At 32.5% G+C, this 14,643-nt stretch carries 17 protein-coding genes; 3 read left to right on the top strand and 14 right to left on the bottom strand.

All coding sequences use genetic code 11. The annotated features are described in order from the left end of the window. The 14 genes from JOOMADRAFT_RS11050 to JOOMADRAFT_RS10985 form a co-directional block, all read right to left on the bottom strand. Nucleotides 1-1,083 carry an HlyD family secretion protein gene (locus tag JOOMADRAFT_RS11050; protein WP_008613410.1) on the bottom strand — a complete coding sequence of 361 codons (1,083 nt, stop codon included), beginning with the start codon at nt 1,081-1,083 and terminating at the stop codon, nt 1-3. 18 nt (nt 1,084-1,101) lie between these two features. Continuing rightward, nucleotides 1,102-2,403, bottom strand: coding sequence for a TolC family protein (locus tag JOOMADRAFT_RS11045; RefSeq protein WP_008613408.1), 1,302 nt, complete (start codon nt 2,401-2,403; stop codon nt 1,102-1,104). After that, nucleotides 2,393-3,013, bottom strand: coding sequence for a TetR family transcriptional regulator (locus JOOMADRAFT_RS11040; RefSeq protein ID WP_008613407.1), 621 nt, complete (start codon nt 3,011-3,013; stop codon nt 2,393-2,395). Before JOOMADRAFT_RS11040 ends, JOOMADRAFT_RS11045 begins: the two co-directional genes overlap by 11 nt. Nucleotides 3,014-3,287: 274 nt before the next feature. Further along, nucleotides 3,288-4,049, bottom strand: a complete 762-nt coding sequence (trpA, locus tag JOOMADRAFT_RS11035) for a tryptophan synthase subunit alpha (RefSeq protein ID WP_008613405.1) — start codon at nt 4,047-4,049, stop codon at nt 3,288-3,290. A gap of 18 nt (nt 4,050-4,067) precedes the next feature. Further along, the gene (gene trpB, locus JOOMADRAFT_RS11030) at nt 4,068-5,252 is read right to left on the bottom strand and encodes a tryptophan synthase subunit beta (protein ID WP_008613403.1); all 1,185 of its coding nucleotides are present in this window, start codon (nt 5,250-5,252) and stop codon (nt 4,068-4,070) included. 112 nt (nt 5,253-5,364) lie between these two features. Next, complete coding sequence (locus JOOMADRAFT_RS11025) at nt 5,365-6,057, bottom strand: phosphoribosylanthranilate isomerase (RefSeq protein ID WP_008613401.1); 693 nt, start codon at nt 6,055-6,057, stop codon at nt 5,365-5,367. Between the two features lie 75 nt (nt 6,058-6,132). After that, nucleotides 6,133-6,918: an indole-3-glycerol phosphate synthase TrpC gene (trpC, locus tag JOOMADRAFT_RS11020; RefSeq protein WP_008613400.1), complete on the bottom strand. Its 786-nt coding sequence runs from the start codon at nt 6,916-6,918 to the stop codon at nt 6,133-6,135. A 71-nt stretch (nt 6,919-6,989) separates the two neighbouring features. Beyond that, nucleotides 6,990-7,352, bottom strand: coding sequence for a four helix bundle protein (locus JOOMADRAFT_RS11015; RefSeq protein ID WP_008613399.1), 363 nt, complete (start codon nt 7,350-7,352; stop codon nt 6,990-6,992). A 145-nt stretch (nt 7,353-7,497) separates the two neighbouring features. After that, nucleotides 7,498-8,490 carry an anthranilate phosphoribosyltransferase gene (gene trpD, locus JOOMADRAFT_RS11010; RefSeq protein WP_008613398.1) on the bottom strand — a complete coding sequence of 331 codons (993 nt, stop codon included), beginning with the start codon at nt 8,488-8,490 and terminating at the stop codon, nt 7,498-7,500. 92 nt (nt 8,491-8,582) lie between these two features. Beyond that, nucleotides 8,583-9,146, bottom strand: a complete 564-nt coding sequence (locus tag JOOMADRAFT_RS11005) for an anthranilate synthase component II (protein WP_008613397.1) — start codon at nt 9,144-9,146, stop codon at nt 8,583-8,585. A 79-nt stretch (nt 9,147-9,225) separates the two neighbouring features. Further along, the gene (locus JOOMADRAFT_RS11000) at nt 9,226-10,626 is read right to left on the bottom strand and encodes an anthranilate synthase component I family protein (protein WP_008613395.1); all 1,401 of its coding nucleotides are present in this window, start codon (nt 10,624-10,626) and stop codon (nt 9,226-9,228) included. 509 nt (nt 10,627-11,135) lie between these two features. Continuing rightward, complete coding sequence (locus JOOMADRAFT_RS10995; protein ID WP_008613393.1) at nt 11,136-11,708, bottom strand: YceI family protein; 573 nt, start codon at nt 11,706-11,708, stop codon at nt 11,136-11,138. Between the two features lie 54 nt (nt 11,709-11,762). Continuing rightward, on the bottom strand, nt 11,763-12,377 hold the full coding sequence (locus tag JOOMADRAFT_RS10990) for an NAD(P)H-dependent oxidoreductase (RefSeq protein WP_008613391.1): 615 nt from the start codon (nt 12,375-12,377) through the stop codon (nt 11,763-11,765). Nucleotides 12,378-12,427: 50 nt separating this feature from the next. Next, on the bottom strand, nt 12,428-12,877 hold the full coding sequence (locus tag JOOMADRAFT_RS10985; RefSeq protein WP_008613389.1) for a MarR family winged helix-turn-helix transcriptional regulator: 450 nt from the start codon (nt 12,875-12,877) through the stop codon (nt 12,428-12,430). 143 nt (nt 12,878-13,020) lie between these two features. Here JOOMADRAFT_RS10985 and JOOMADRAFT_RS10980 point away from each other — a divergent pair, with 143 nt between their 5' ends. The 3 genes from JOOMADRAFT_RS10980 to JOOMADRAFT_RS10970 all read left to right on the top strand — a co-directional run bounded on the left by JOOMADRAFT_RS10980 (nt 13,021) and on the right by JOOMADRAFT_RS10970 (nt 14,638). Then, nucleotides 13,021-13,575: a TlpA disulfide reductase family protein gene (locus tag JOOMADRAFT_RS10980; protein ID WP_008613387.1), complete on the top strand. Its 555-nt coding sequence runs from the start codon at nt 13,021-13,023 to the stop codon at nt 13,573-13,575. Nucleotides 13,576-13,590: 15 nt separating this feature from the next. Next, complete coding sequence (locus tag JOOMADRAFT_RS10975; protein ID WP_008613382.1) at nt 13,591-14,205, top strand: thioredoxin family protein; 615 nt, start codon at nt 13,591-13,593, stop codon at nt 14,203-14,205. Between the two features lie 118 nt (nt 14,206-14,323). Next, entirely contained in the window at nt 14,324-14,638 is a 315-nt protein-coding gene (locus JOOMADRAFT_RS10970; protein ID WP_008613380.1) for a rhodanese-like domain-containing protein, read from the top strand. The last annotated feature ends 5 nt before the right edge of the window (nt 14,639-14,643 follow it).

Genomic DNA, 14,643 nt, shown 5'->3' with positions numbered 1-14,643 from the left:
TTATTTTAAATGAACATCTACCAAAACATTCATTCCTGAACGTAATTTTGCTAGTTTTTCAGTGTCGTTATCTTTTGAAAAATCTATTTTAACTGGAAGACGTTGTATTGTTTTAACAAAGTTTCCTGAAGCATTATCTGGAGGTAATAAAGAAAATTTAGCTCCTGTTGCTGGAGAGAAAGCAGTAATTACCGCATTGAATTCTTCTCCAGGATAAGCATCTACTTCTATAGTTGCTTTTTGCCCAATACTCATTTTTTCTAATTGGGTTTCTTTGAAGTTTGCTACCACCCATTTATCGTTAGTATTTACTAGATAAAATAACGATTGTCCTGGTTGAACAAATTGCCCTTCTTGTAAATCAACGTTAGATAATTGCCCGTCTATAGGCGCAGTAACAAAAGTGTAACTTAAGTTTAGTCTCGCAGCATCTAATTGTGCCTGTGCACTTTTTACATTTGCTTCGGCAACTGCCACTTGTTTTTCTGAAATTTCTGTTTGAGAAACCGCAGCTTTACGTTGACTAGCACTTGCGTTTTGCTGACTTTTTAATACTTCTAATTGTTTCTCTGCGGATTGCTTAGCAGCAAGCGCCTCTTCGTATTGTTGTTCGGTTATAGAGTGATTTTTATATAAATTCTCATAACGTTTAAAATCATTTTCTGCTCTCCATAAAGTAATTTTTGCATTCTCTAAATTTCCTTCTGCAGAATTTACTTGCGCATTAGAAGTAGCTACATTAGCTTGGTAAGAACCAATACTTGCTTTTGCAACTATTAATTGACTTTCGGCTCCTGCTAGCGCAGCTTTTGCTTGCTCTAACTGTACCATATAATCTTGATCATTAATAGTGAAAAGTGTATCTCCTTTCTTAACTTTTTCATTATCGCTCACATATACTTTTTCAACATAACCACCTACATGAGGGATTATCGGACTCATATTAGCTTCTATTTGTGCATCATCTGTTTCTTCATGAGAAAAAGAATGAACTATTTTAATTCCACCGTATATAATTCCTATAATGATTAAAGAACCGATAATGAGGGTGAATTTCTTGTTTGTTTTTTTCTTTTGTTCCATTTTATTGATAATAGTAGATTATTGTACGTCTGTGTTTATTTGTCCTTGAGCATTTAAAAGCTCATAATAGTTTTGTATGATGTCTGCTTTAGAATATGCCAAATTGATTTTAGCTTGAAGCTGGTCAATATCTGCTTCAAGTAAATCGTTGGTGTCTACCAATCCATTGTCATATTTATCTTTTACAATTCTATAATTTTCAATAGCTTGTTCTTCAGACTTTAGATATACATCGTATTTTTTATTGGCAAGATTGTAGTTTTGAGTAGCATCTTCAATTTGAATCTGAATTTTATCTTGAACCATATCTATAGTATGTTGTAGTTCTTCAGCTTGACTTTTAGCAACTTTAACATCACTTTTTGCTTTAAAAATATCAGCTAAATTATAAGACACTCCAACCCCAAAATTCATAGCATCTGTAATGGTAAGTGCATTTTTAATGTCTAATGCAACATAACCTCCCATTAAAGAAATACTTGGGTAGTATTTACTTTGAGCTACTTTGATATTGTTTTCAGCAGCTTCTTTTCGGTATTCTAATGCTCTTAAATCGCTTCTTTGAATACTATCATTTAACTCAGAACCAAGAGTAAGTTGAAAATTATTATCTTCAATATTAATTTTAGTGTCTTTTGGCATTTTTAAGGTAGTTACCAAGCTGAAGTTTAAAATCTTTTCATTCTTTTTGGCTTCCTCTAAACTAACTTCAATATTAGATTCTTGTAATTGAGCTTTCAATAAATCATTTCTCGCTAAAAGGCCATTTTGTTCCATAGCGGTGAAATCTTTTACACGCTGTTGAGCACTTTTTAGGTTCTCTTGGATAAGCGCTACAGTTTTATGGGCTTTGTATAAATTTACGTAGTCATTTACTGTCTGTAATGCAATATCTTCTTTATCACTTTTAGCATCTAGTGTAGCCGCTTCATAATTATTTTTACTAGCTTTTACTAAATTATTTAGTTTAAAACCTGTAAAAATAGGAACAGAAGCAGTTGCTTGTCCAAGCATTAAACTGCTAATGTCTGGTTCTGCAGCTCCATTTTGTTGTCCGCCAGTATCAAATTTTATATCGGCGTTAACCTTAGTAAGGTGTTGGTATTGTCCAGCAATTTTTAAATCTGGATACCGTTTGCTTTTTGCTACTTTTACTTCATAGCCAGCAGTGTTTACTTTAGTGTCTGCAATTTTTGACTCGTCGCTGTTTAGGAGCGCTAATTTAATAGCTTCCTCTAGCGTAAGCGAGGTTTCCTGCGATTGCATGTTTTTAATACCTAAAATACCTAGTAGGCATATGAATATAATTTTACGCTTCATAAGTTAATAGTGCTTTTATTGTTTGTTTTATATGGTCTGTAAGAATTGTGTGTATAAAATCATCTAAGGAATCTGTGGTATACAGTTGATGGATGTCTTTATAGAACCGTTTGTTGTAATAAAAATTGAAATATGATCCTAATACAGTTGGGATTATTAAAGGGATATTTACTTTTTTTGAGAATACTCCTGCCTTTTGTCCTTTCTTAACAAAGTCTTCAATAATTAAATAATTGTTTTTCTTTATCTGAATGTAACTTTCAAAATCTATTTGACGCGTTTCATTTGAATATTCAAAGTGAATAATCTTATAAACACGTCTATTTCTATGAATTCTGGTAACTAATACAGTAACTATTTCATCAATTTTCTGTAGGTAATCTATGTCTTTAGATAAAATAGATTCTAACTCCATAGTGAAGTTTGCCGTTTTGTAGCTCAAAAGAGATTCTAGTAGTTTCTCTTTAGATCCAAAATAGTAAGAAATCATTGCAATATTAATGTCTGCCTCTTTAGCAATAGCTCTAATAGAAGTGCCATCATATCCGTTTTCGGCAAACATTTTTTCTGCTACTTCTAGTATTTTTATTTGCTTCTCATTTAACTCCATAAAAATGAATGTTAGAAATTCTGTGCAAAATTAAACAATTGTTTAAATTAAACGTTTGTTTAATTTCTGTTTTAACATATAACGTTAGAGTACAATTAAAATTTAAGAATAGAATTATAAGATTTAATGCAAAAGCACTATAATTCTAGCTGTAGAAGGGTAAAAGGATGAGGTTTTATAGAAAGAAAAAGTGTTAAAAAAGGTCTAGGAAATTAACTCCTAGACCTTCTTAATAGAACTCGTTTAGACGAGTTTACAATTAAAGTGTGTTTTTTTATTGAATTCCTTTAACAAAAGCATCAATGCCTTTAATTCCTTTTTCTTGAATCATTTTGATAAAAGCAGAGCCTATAATTGCTCCTTTGGCATGTGTTGTGGCAGCTTTAAAAGTTTCGGCATTGCTAATACCAAAGCCAACAATTTGTGGTGCTTTTAAATTCATATTCGCAATTCTTTCAAAATATTCACTTTGAGCATCCCCAAAATTGCTTTTAGCTCCTGTTACACTGGCAGAACTTACCATATAAATAAACCCGTTAGAAACCGAATCTATAAAACGAATCCGTGCTTCTGAGGTTTGCGGTGTAATTAAAAATACATTTATGAGTCCGTGTTTTTCAAATATTGCTTGATATTGCTCATGGTAAACATCTACAGGAAGGTCTGGGATAATGAGTCCGTCAATACCAATATCGGAGCATTTCTGGCAAAAAGCTTCTACACCATATTGTAAAATAGGATTGAAATACCCCATAATAATTAACGGAATGTGGACTGTTTTGCGAATATCTTTTAGTTGTTGAAAAAGCTTTTCTGTAGTCATTCCGTTTTTAAGTGCCTGCGTAGAGCTTGCTTGTATGGTAGGACCATCTGCCAGCGGATCGGAAAATGGGAGTCCGATTTCGAGCATGTCAACTCCACTATCTTGAAGCGCTTCTATAACGGGTACTGTATCTTCTATAGCTGGGTAACCTGCCGTAAAATAGATGGATAACAGTTTTTTATTTTCTTCCAGTTTTTTACTGATTCTGTTCATTTGTTTCTTATTTGCGTTTTACAAATCAAAATAATCAATGTATGTATTTAAATCCTTGTCGCCACGACCGGATAAACTAATTACAACAACGTCATTTTGGTTGAATTTTTTATGATTAAATATTGCCAAGGCATGAGAACTTTCAATTGCAGGAATAATTCCTTCTGTTTTGCATAATTCTAATCCTGCTTTCATAGCATCATTATCGGTTACAGAGAAAAATTCTCCACGACCCGAATTATACAAATGTGCATGCATTGGGCCAACACCAGGGTAATCTAATCCTGCCGAAATGGAATAAGGCTCAGTAATTTGCCCATCGGGGGTTTGCATTAATAGGGTTTTACAGCCGTGAATAATGCCTTCTTTTCCTAAAACTGAAGTAGCAGCACTTTCCCCAGAGTCAATACCTTTTCCAGCGGCTTCTACAGCTATGATACCTACTTTTTCGTCATCTAAAAAATGATAATAAGTACCTGCAGCGTTACTTCCTCCACCTATACAAGCTACTACATAATCGGGATTTTGGCGACCTTCTTTTTCTTGTAGCTGCCATTTTATTTCTTCGGAAATAATGCTTTGAAAGCGTGTTACCATATCTGGATATGGATGTGGACCAATAGCCGATCCAATAATGTAATGCGTATCTACTGGGTTGTTAATCCAATCTCGAATAGCCTCGTTGGTGGCGTCTTTAAGAGTGCGACTCCCAGAGAGGGCAGGGCGTACTTCGGCTCCAAGCATTTTCATTCGAGCCACATTTGGAGATTGGCGAGCAATATCAATTTCTCCCATATAAACTACACAATCTATACCCATAAGTGCACAAACAGTAGCGGTTGCAACACCGTGTTGTCCAGCGCCTGTTTCAGCAATAATTCTTTTCTTGCCTAACTTTTTGGCCATTAATATTTGCCCGATGGTATTGTTTATTTTATGAGCTCCTGTATGGTTAAGGTCTTCCCTTTTTAAATAAATTTTTGCTCCATGTTTTTCAGACAATCGCTTGGCAAAATATAATGGAGAAGGGCGTCCTACATAATCTTTTAGTAATTGATTGAATTCTTCCTTGAAAGAATCTTCATTCATAATTGAAAGATATTGCTGACGTAGTTCTTCAACATTTGGATAGAGCATTTCTGGAATATATGCACCTCCAAATTCTCCATAATATCCTTTTTCGTTTACATTGTATGTGTCCATTTTTTTTAGTTGTAAAGTTGAATGTTTTAAAGTTTAAAGTAGGGAGGAAAAGAGTAGTGACTTTATTAATAGATTTCAATCTATATCTCTTTTAATTTCCTAGTCCCCAATTCTATTCTCTAGAAACATTTTTATATCTCGAAATAAAATCTTTTAATTGTGCTGCGTTTTTCAATCCAGGTTCCACTTCAAATTTACTATTTACATCAATAGCATGAATTGGGAGATTAGGATTGATATGTTTTATTTTTTCAATGTGTTCTGTACCAATTCCGCCACTTAGAAAGAACGGTTTTTCTGATGGATAATTTTTTAGTACTTCCCAATTAAAGGTATATCCGTTGCCTCCAGGGAGTTTCCCTTTGGTGTCGAATAAATAATAATCGGCTATTTTTTCATACGGAGACAAGATTGAAAAATCAAATTCATCTTTAATAGAAAACACTTTTATGATTATTGTTTTATGAGGAAGTTCTTTTTTTAGATTTTGACAAAATTCGACCGACTCATCTCCATGTAATTGAACTCCGTTTAAATGATGCTGATTAACTTTTTCAATTATATAATCAATAGTTGCGTTTACAAAAACACCTATTTTTTTGATGTTTTTTGGTAATTCTGGAATAACGTCCTCATTAAAACGTGCCGATTTTTCATAAAAAATAAACCCGAGATAATCTGGTTGTAACCCTGCAATAGTTCTGATATTATCTTCATATTTCATTCCACATATTTTGAGACCTATCTCAACGCTTCTATGTTGATGTTTGGGTTTGAGAGTGTTATTTGAATCCGATTTGTCCATTTTTTTGTATCAGTTAGAGATAGAATTGAAGGTAATTACTTAACAAATTTACAGCTTTACCAATTTTTTAATTTTTCAATCTTTTAATTTCCCAATAAACTCTTTTGCACTTGCTCCTGGATCTCCAGTTTTCATAAAATTCTCGCCTATTAAGAAACCTTTATAGTCAAATTGCTGTAGGTCTTTTATAGCTTTAATAGCACTAATTCCACTTTCCGACACTTTTACAAAATCGTGAGGAATTTTTTCTGATAAGGTTTTACTGATGTCTAAACTCACCTCAAAAGTCTTTAAATTCCGATTGTTTACTCCTAACATATCCAGACTCGGCATAATAGATTTCTGTAATTCTTCTTCATTATGGATCTCTAATAATACATCTAAACCTAAATTTTTAGCTGCTTCAGATAATGATTTTATCTCATTGCGAGTTAAAATAGCTGCTATTAATAAAATTACATCAGCACCAAAAGCTTTAGCTTCTATTATCTGATATGGGTCGATGATAAATTCTTTTCGTAATAAAGGCATTTGAACAGCGGCTCTAGCCAATAGCAAATCGTCTAAAGAGCCTCCAAAATACTTGCCATCTGTTAAAACCGACATCCCGCATACTCCTGCATCTTCATAACCTTTTGCTACATCTTGTACGTTTAAAGATTGATTGATAACCGATTTTGAAGGAGAACGACGTTTATGTTCGGCAATAATGCCAGTGTTGCTAGCGCTCAGTTTATTGGCTAAAGAAACACAATCACGCTCAAAGAGCACGCTTGACTCCAATTGTGAAATAGGAATTAATTCTTTTTTTAAAGCAACTTCATTTCTTTTATCTGCTACTATTTTATCTAGGATGTTCATTTTTTCTGTTTATAAGATTTAATGATTGAAGAATTGAAAGATTGAATAATTTGATATAGGCATATTTAACTTTACATTTTAGTTTTTAAATATTTGATGAAATTGGATAGGTTTTGAGAAATTTCGATACTTAAATAATAACTTTTTTCAATCTCTAATGGAGATGTTAATTCCAATTCTTTTGCTAAAATCAACATGCTTCTTACTTCTGAACAACTACCTTTTGCAATTTTCAAATATTTAATAAATTGTTTGTTGTTATTATATTCAGATCCTTCAGCTATGTTATTAGTTATTGAAATTACAGCTCTTTTTATTTGATCTTTGAATCCAAATTCTCTTTCAAAAGGTTTGTTGTTTACTAATTCAAAAATCAATTTAGCTAATAGGATTCCTTTTTTATAGACTTCAAATTCTTCAAAAGATTTAGTCATAATCTTTAAATTCCTTATACGTTTCCATATTTTAAATAATAGTTTTTTCCGACATCCATCACCTATCAAGTCCTTCAATCTTTCAATTCTTCAATCTTTTAATTTTCTATGCGTTTTCCGTCTCCCAACTCCCATCTTTCAATCCTTAAATTGTTAAATCTTTCAATTTCTTAAACGCTTCCATTCCTTTTCCGCTTAAAAGCGATTCTTTGGCTAGTTCAAAACCTTCAATTGGAGTGAGTTCTTTTACCGTTGCAATGGCCATTCCTGCATTGGCACATACCACATTATTTTGTGCTTCTGTACCTTTTCCGCTTAAAACATTCACAAAAATCTTAGCGGAAGCTTCTATAGAATCTCCTCCTGTAATAGCTGCTTGAGCGTGTTCTTTTACACCAAAATCTTGAGCAGAAAGCATTTGCTCGGTTTGATTACGGATAGCTTTTGCAGGCCCTGTCAGGGAGATTTCATCATAACCATCTAAAGCATGTAAAATGGTATAATTCTTATCGGTGTTTTGATATAGATAGCCATACATTCTAGCTAATTCTAAATTGAAAACGCCTACCATTTGATTTTTAGGAAAGGCTGGGTTTACCATGGGACCGAGCATATTAAAAAAGGTTTTTACAGCCAATTCTTTTCTAATTGGAGCCACATTTTTCATGGCAGGATGGAAAAGGGGCGCGTGTAAAATACAGATTCCAGCTTTGTCAATAGATTTTTTTAAGAAATCTTGATTGTTTGAAAATTTAATTCCTAAATATTCCATTACATTACTAGAACCACATTTAGAAGAAACTCCGTAATTTCCATGTTTAGTAACATGTACTCCAGCGCCAGCTGTAACAAAAGATGCCAATGTTGAGATGTTAAAAGTGTCCTTGCCATCACCTCCAGTTCCACATAAGTCTATAGCATTGTAATCTTTTAAATCTACAGCTAAGCATAAATCTAAAAGGGCATCTCGGAAACCTTCTAATTCTTCAATAGTGATGCTTCGCATCATGTAAACGGTCAAAAAAGCCGCAATCTGACTCGTATTGTACGAACCATTCGAAATATTTACTAATACATTTTTAGCTTCTTCCTTCGATATGGTTTCGTGATTTATAAGTCTGTTTAGTATTTCTTTCATTTTAATAGTATTGAGTTGTTAGTTAAGTGGTTAGTGTTTAAAAAAATCGATTTAAATATTTAATCTAACTACTTTGTACTTAATTCTAACATCTATTTAGTAAGCCAATTCTCTAATATTTTTTTACCATCTGGAGTCAAAACCGATTCAGGATGGTATTGAACTCCGCAGACATCATATTCGGTATGAGTAAGAGACATTACTTGTCCGTTTTTATCATATGAAGTAGCTTTTAAAACGTTGGGCAAATTAGGGTCTACTACCCAGCTGTGATACCTTCCTACCTCAATTTCTTTTGGTAAACCTTTATAAATAGGATCTTCTTGGGTGATTTCAATTTTTGTAGCCACTCCATGGTAAACTTCATCTATATTAATGAGTTTCCCACCAAATACTTCTCCAATAGCTTGTTGCCCTAGGCAAACCCCAAAAATACTTTTGCTAGGCGCATAGGTTTTTATAATTTCTTTTAATAAACCCGCTTCCTCTGGAATTCCAGGGCCTGGAGAGAGGACAATCTTGTCAAAAGGAGCCACGTCTTCTATGGTTAATTGGTCGTTTCTTCTTACAGTTACTTCGCAACCTAAATCTTCTAAATAGTGCACCAAGTTGTAAGTAAAACTGTCGTAGTTATCTATAACTAATACTTTTTTCATTTCTATAAGTTTGTAAAATTTTAAAGTTGAAAGTTTTATTGGAAATGGTTTGTTGTTACCATAACCAAAAAACTATCAGCTATATATCTTCCGCCATTTCCATAGCTTTTTTCAAAGCTCCTAATTTGTTATATGTTTCTTGTAATTCGCTTTCTGGTTTTGATTCAGAAACAATCCCTGCGCCAGCTTGATAGTACAGCTCGTGATTTTTACTTAAAAAAGTACGGATCATAATAGCGTGATTAAAATTCCCTTCAAAATCCATAAAGCCTATTGCTCCTCCATAATAATCTCGATTGGTAGCTTCATATTTATCAATAAGTTGCATTGCCATATATTTTGGTGCTCCACTTAGAGTTCCTGCGGGAAAGGTATCTGCAACTACTTGCATTGTTGGAATTTCTTTCTTTTTCTGTCCTGTAACTTTAGAGACTAAATGAATAACATGAGAGAAAAATTGTACTTCTCGATAGGTTTCTACTTCAACTGTATTTCCATTTCTGCTGAGGTCGTTTCTTGCTAAGTCAACTAACATTACATGTTCACTATTTTCTTTTTCGTCCACCGCCAATTGTTTTGCTAATTCCGCATCTTTTTCATCGTTTCCAGTACGCTTAAATGTTCCCGCTATTGGATGGATTTCTGCTTTGTTGTCTTTTACAATTAATTGAGCTTCTGGAGAACTTCCGAAAATTTTAAAGTTTCCATAGTCAAAATAAAACAGGTAAGGTGAGGGGTTTATGGAGCGTAATGCTCTGTAGACATTAAATTCATCCCCTTTAAATTTTTGTGCAAATCTGCGACTAAGAACTAATTGAAAAACATCCCCTCTGTGACAATGTTTTTTTGCATTTTCTACTAATTTTTTATAATCGTTATCTTCTAATTTAGAGGTAGGCTCGCCTACTTTATTAAAATTATAGGAAGCAAAGTTTTTAGCTTGAAGAAGTTGATGGATATCGTCAATATTAGTGTCGCAATCATAACAATGACAAAAGATATAGGCTTCATTTTTAAAATGATTGATGGCAATTATATTTTGGTAAACTGCATAATAAATATCAGGAATATTTAAAGAATCTTGTTTTTTAGAAATTTCAAGATCCTCAAAATATTGAACCCCATCATAAGCAATATAGCCAAAAAGACCGTTGTTTATAAACTTAAAATCGGTTTTATCGGTTTTGAAATGCTTTGTAAAATCTTCAATAACCGACGGCACATGCACCTCTTTTGTAATTTTTTCTTCTGAAGATTCCCCGTCTGGAAATGTTTTTGAAATAACATTGTTTTCAACCTTAATTGTAGCAATTGGATTAAAACAGATATAAGAAAAACTGTTATCGTTTGCATGATAATCGCTACTTTCTAGCAGGATACTATTTGGATAGCGGTCTCGTATTTTTAAGTAAACACTTACAGGAGTAATGGTGTCCGCTAGTATTTGTTTGTAATTAGTTTTTAAATGATATGTTTTCATACGTTTATTTTTATTGCTTTTTTAAAAGTCGGATGTAATGCCATCAATTATTACATTGTTTGGTTTGATAAAACTGCTAATAGGCATTTCATAACTTTTATTAAATTCCTCATTGAGGGTTTTTATCCCCAGAGCCTGTCCTTAGTTTACCGAACGGCTCTTGGTCGAAATGGATTAAATTATTTTCCTTTAAACACCTGTAGGTTTGCCTCGAGGTAGTTGATTTCTGTGTAACTTTTTAAATAAAAAAAAGGCTTGTCGTGATTGACAAGCCTTTTTGTATATTTTAAAAATATCACAGCAATGCTACCTCACGACGTTTTACGTAAGTTAGACCACCACCAAGTATTTCTTCTAATTGTTCTCATTGATGAACCAAATATAGAAATCAATTTTCATTTATCAAACTAAAAAGAGTATTTACAACTAAATTCTTTTTGAATGTTAGAAAGTTGCCAAAAAAAAAGCTGCCCAGAGGCAGCTTTTTTAAGGTTTGGGAATGAATTGATTTAGAATACTAAATCTACCACTAAATCAAATTCATCATATATTGTTTTGTCTCCAAGGTTGTCAAAGAAACTTCCAGAACCGTAACGAACATCGTATTTTGTTCTGTCTATTTTTAAATTTGCTGTAGCTTTACTTCCGTATACAGACATTTCAAAAGTTATAGGATTTGTCTTACCTTTAATAGCTAGGTCTCCAGTAACTTCGTAAGAATTTTTACCAGTAGGATTTACCTTTGTAATTACTAAAGTAGCTGTAGGATGATTCTCAACACCAAAGAAATCATTCGATTTTAAATGACCATCTAGTTTTGTTTTGTATTCTCCACTTAAATCGGTAGCACCAATTGTAGTCATATCTACTGCAAATTCTCCTCCTATAAGTTTATCTCCATCAAATTTTAACTCTCCGCTTTTTAAAGCAATAGTACCTTCATGAGATCCTGTTACTTTATACCCTTTCCAAGTAATTTCACTCTTTTCGGTATCAACTTTTTTGGTATCTGGTTCTGTAAAAGATGATGTTCCTAATACTACTGCGAATATTGTTACTGATTTTAATATTTTATTTTTCATATGTTTATTTTTTTAATAATTCTTTATAATAATATAGTACGTATTCTGTTGTTTTTAAATATTGATAAATAATTCTTCTGTAGATTTTCTAACTTTTTTATAGTGTTGTGTTTCATCTTCTTCAGAACGGTACCCTATAGGTGCAATTACAGAAGGAGTTAAGCCAAGCTCTTTTAAACCTAAAATGTCTGCAAATTTATCAGCTTCAAAACCTTCCATCGGGCAAGTGTCAATTTTTAAATCTGCTGCTGCAGACAATAAATTTCCAAGCGCAATATAGGTTTGCTTTGCAGACCATATATTTCTAATGTCTTCTGGAAGAGGCATTAATGAGTTTTTCATTAAATCTGAATAGCCTTGAAGATTTTCAATAGCTAAATCTCTTGTTTCACTTACATTTTTTATAAAATCATTGATATGATCTTCTCCAAAGTTGTTAATGCTAGCAAAAATAACGATGTGTGAAGCATCTGTAATTTGCGACTGGTTCCAAGCTACTGGCTTTAATTTCTCTTTAGTTTCTTGGTCGGAAACTATAATTACTTTATAAGGTTGTAATCCATAAGAAGAAGCAGATAATTGGATAGCTTCTTTTAAAGCTTCTAGGTCTTTTTCTGATACTTTTTTGGTGGCATAACGCCAATTTAAATTATTGTTATAAGTACTCATGATTGTTGTTTTTACATTAGTTGTATGTACAATTGTTATTTTAAATTTTTTTAACCTCTTATTTTTTCAAGTATATTATTTAATTGTTCTATTTCTTCTGAAGATAGATTTTTTATAATATTTTCATTTTGAAGATCAATAGGCTCATCTATTTCAGAAAGTAATTTTAGTCCTTCCTCTGTGATACTAATTTCTACTTTCCGCCTATTTTCTTCACAAGTAACTCTATTTACCAGTCCTTTAGTAATTAACTTATCAACTAAACGAGTAGTATTACTCATTTTGCTAATCATTCGTTCTTGAATGGTACAAAGGTTGGCAGGCTTCCCTTTTTGGCCTCTTAAAATGCGCAATACATTAAATTGCGGGGGTGTAATTCCAAATGGCTTTAGAATCTCTGCCGATTTATCCTGAATGGCATTGGCTGTATACATAATATGTATAGCAGTTTTTCTACCATCTGGCATAGCATTAGATTTTATAGCGTCTTCAATTTTCATTTGTTATTACAATATTTGTATATACAAATGTAATATGATTTGAATGAAGTGCAAAACATTTAACTTATAAAATATTGTTAAAACTTATTGAGATGTCTTTCCTATTGATACATTTATAAGATGCTAATTAATGAATAATGAGAATGAAAACGATAGTAACAATAGTATTTATAGTGGTGTTATTTGGTTGTAAAGAGTCCAATTCGGAACGTAAAGTAGTAGCCATAAATAATTTTAATATGGTAGAACCAATAGATATTATTAAGGCTAAGGATATTACAATACCTGTGTATGATTATGACAGTTTTGAAAAGTTAATAGCAACAAACGATACTAAAACTTATGTAGTTAATTTTTGGGCTACTTGGTGTAAACCTTGTGTTGAAGAGCTTCCAAGTTTTGAAAAAATTTATGATAAATATAAAGGACAAAATGTAGAAGTTATTTTAGTAAGCCTAGACTTTCCCAAAAAAGTGGATGATGTATTGGTTCCATTTATAGAGAAGAATAAATTAAAAAGTAATGTTATTCTTTTAGATGATCCTAAACAGAATCGTTGGATTCCAAAAGTAGATAAAGATTGGTCGGGGGCAATTCCAGCAACAATAATAATTAATGAAAATAACCGTTCTTTTTATGAAAAATCTTTTACCTTTATAGAATTAGAAGATCAACTAAAGGGTTTTATTACTAACTAAACTAACCTACATAAAATGAAACCGTTAAAAATAATATTCCTCATTGTGGTGGTTATCACTAACAGTGCGTTTACATTTCCTAGTTCAATAGGGGATGGGTATGAAATAGGAGATAAGGCAGCAGATTTTAAGTTAAAAAATATTGACGGAAAGACCGTTTCTTTATCCGACTATAAAGACGCAAAAGGATTCTTAGTTGTATTTACATGTAATACGTGTCCGTATGCAAATGCCTACGAAGAAAGGATTATTGCTTTGGATAAAAAGTATAAACTAAAAGGGGTTCCTGTAATAGCTATAAACCCTAATAATCCTTCAAAAAGTCCTGAGGAAAGTTTCGAACAAATGCAGGAACGAGCTGCCAATAAGGGGTATACATTTCCTTATTTAGTAGACAAAGGTCAAAATATATCGCCACTTTATGGAGCTCAGCGCACCCCTCATTGCTTTCTGCTTGAAAAAACAAGCAATGGTAATATTGTAAAATATATTGGTGCAATAGACGATAATTATCAAGACGAAGCAGCAGTGGAAACGGCTTATGTGGCAAATGCAATAGACGCCATGCTGGTAGGAGAGGAAATTCAAATAAAAAATACAAAAGCTATAGGGTGTTCTATTAAGCTTTAAACCCTCTGGGATTTAATTTTTAAAGATATCTAAAGCTTTAATTCTACAAGATTTATATAAATTTGTAATCCGAAGTAATTGCTTCGGATTTTTTTCATATTAATTTTAAAAAATAATTATGGCAGATTTAACTCAAGAAGAGTGGGCAGAGGAATTAGCACAAGATAGCAATGCTGTTATTTTGGATGTACGTACAGAAGAAGAGGTGGAAGATGGATATATCCCAAATGCAATAAATATTGATATATATAAAGGACAAGGTTTTTTAGACGAAGTTGAAAAATTAGACAAGTCAAAAAACTATTATGTCTATTGTCGTTCTGGAGCGCGTAGTGCTCAAGCGTGTACTTTAATGAATCAACTTGGGTTTGAAAATACTAGTAATTTATTAGGAGGTTTTTCAAACTGGGAAGGTGAAGTAGTTGAAGAGTAATTTAT

The organism is Galbibacter orientalis DSM 19592 (assembly GCF_000260115.1).
GTDB classification, from domain to species: domain Bacteria; phylum Bacteroidota; class Bacteroidia; order Flavobacteriales; family Flavobacteriaceae; genus Galbibacter; species Galbibacter orientalis.
Note: the sequence above shows the minus strand (reverse complement) of the source record. Positions and strands in the feature narration are given on the sequence as shown.

Excerpts from the sequence above, each read along its gene's own strand:
- JOOMADRAFT_RS11050 (WP_008613410.1), bottom strand. The coding sequence starts at position 1,083 with ATGGAACAAAAGAAAAAAACAAACAAGAAATTCACCCTCATTATCGGT.
- JOOMADRAFT_RS11045 (WP_008613408.1), bottom strand. The coding sequence starts at position 2,403 with ATGAAGCGTAAAATTATATTCATATGCCTACTAGGTATTTTAGGTATT.
- JOOMADRAFT_RS11040 (WP_008613407.1), bottom strand. The coding sequence starts at position 3,013 with ATGGAGTTAAATGAGAAGCAAATAAAAATACTAGAAGTAGCAGAAAAA.
- trpA (WP_008613405.1), bottom strand. The coding sequence starts at position 4,049 with ATGAACAGAATCAGTAAAAAACTGGAAGAAAATAAAAAACTGTTATCC.
- trpB (WP_008613403.1), bottom strand. The coding sequence starts at position 5,252 with ATGGACACATACAATGTAAACGAAAAAGGATATTATGGAGAATTTGGA.
- JOOMADRAFT_RS11025 (WP_008613401.1), bottom strand. The coding sequence starts at position 6,057 with ATGGACAAATCGGATTCAAATAACACTCTCAAACCCAAACATCAACAT.
- trpC (WP_008613400.1), bottom strand. The coding sequence starts at position 6,918 with ATGAACATCCTAGATAAAATAGTAGCAGATAAAAGAAATGAAGTTGCT.
- JOOMADRAFT_RS11015 (WP_008613399.1), bottom strand. The coding sequence starts at position 7,352 with ATGACTAAATCTTTTGAAGAATTTGAAGTCTATAAAAAAGGAATCCTA.
- trpD (WP_008613398.1), bottom strand. The coding sequence starts at position 8,490 with ATGAAAGAAATACTAAACAGACTTATAAATCACGAAACCATATCGAAG.
- JOOMADRAFT_RS11005 (WP_008613397.1), bottom strand. The coding sequence starts at position 9,146 with ATGAAAAAAGTATTAGTTATAGATAACTACGACAGTTTTACTTACAAC.
- JOOMADRAFT_RS11000 (WP_008613395.1), bottom strand. The coding sequence starts at position 10,626 with ATGAAAACATATCATTTAAAAACTAATTACAAACAAATACTAGCGGAC.
- JOOMADRAFT_RS10995 (WP_008613393.1), bottom strand. The coding sequence starts at position 11,708 with ATGAAAAATAAAATATTAAAATCAGTAACAATATTCGCAGTAGTATTA.
- JOOMADRAFT_RS10990 (WP_008613391.1), bottom strand. The coding sequence starts at position 12,377 with ATGAGTACTTATAACAATAATTTAAATTGGCGTTATGCCACCAAAAAA.
- JOOMADRAFT_RS10985 (WP_008613389.1), bottom strand. The coding sequence starts at position 12,877 with ATGAAAATTGAAGACGCTATAAAATCTAATGCTATGCCAGATGGTAGA.
- JOOMADRAFT_RS10980 (WP_008613387.1), top strand. The coding sequence starts at position 13,021 with ATGAAAACGATAGTAACAATAGTATTTATAGTGGTGTTATTTGGTTGT.
- JOOMADRAFT_RS10975 (WP_008613382.1), top strand. The coding sequence starts at position 13,591 with ATGAAACCGTTAAAAATAATATTCCTCATTGTGGTGGTTATCACTAAC.
- JOOMADRAFT_RS10970 (WP_008613380.1), top strand. The coding sequence starts at position 14,324 with ATGGCAGATTTAACTCAAGAAGAGTGGGCAGAGGAATTAGCACAAGAT.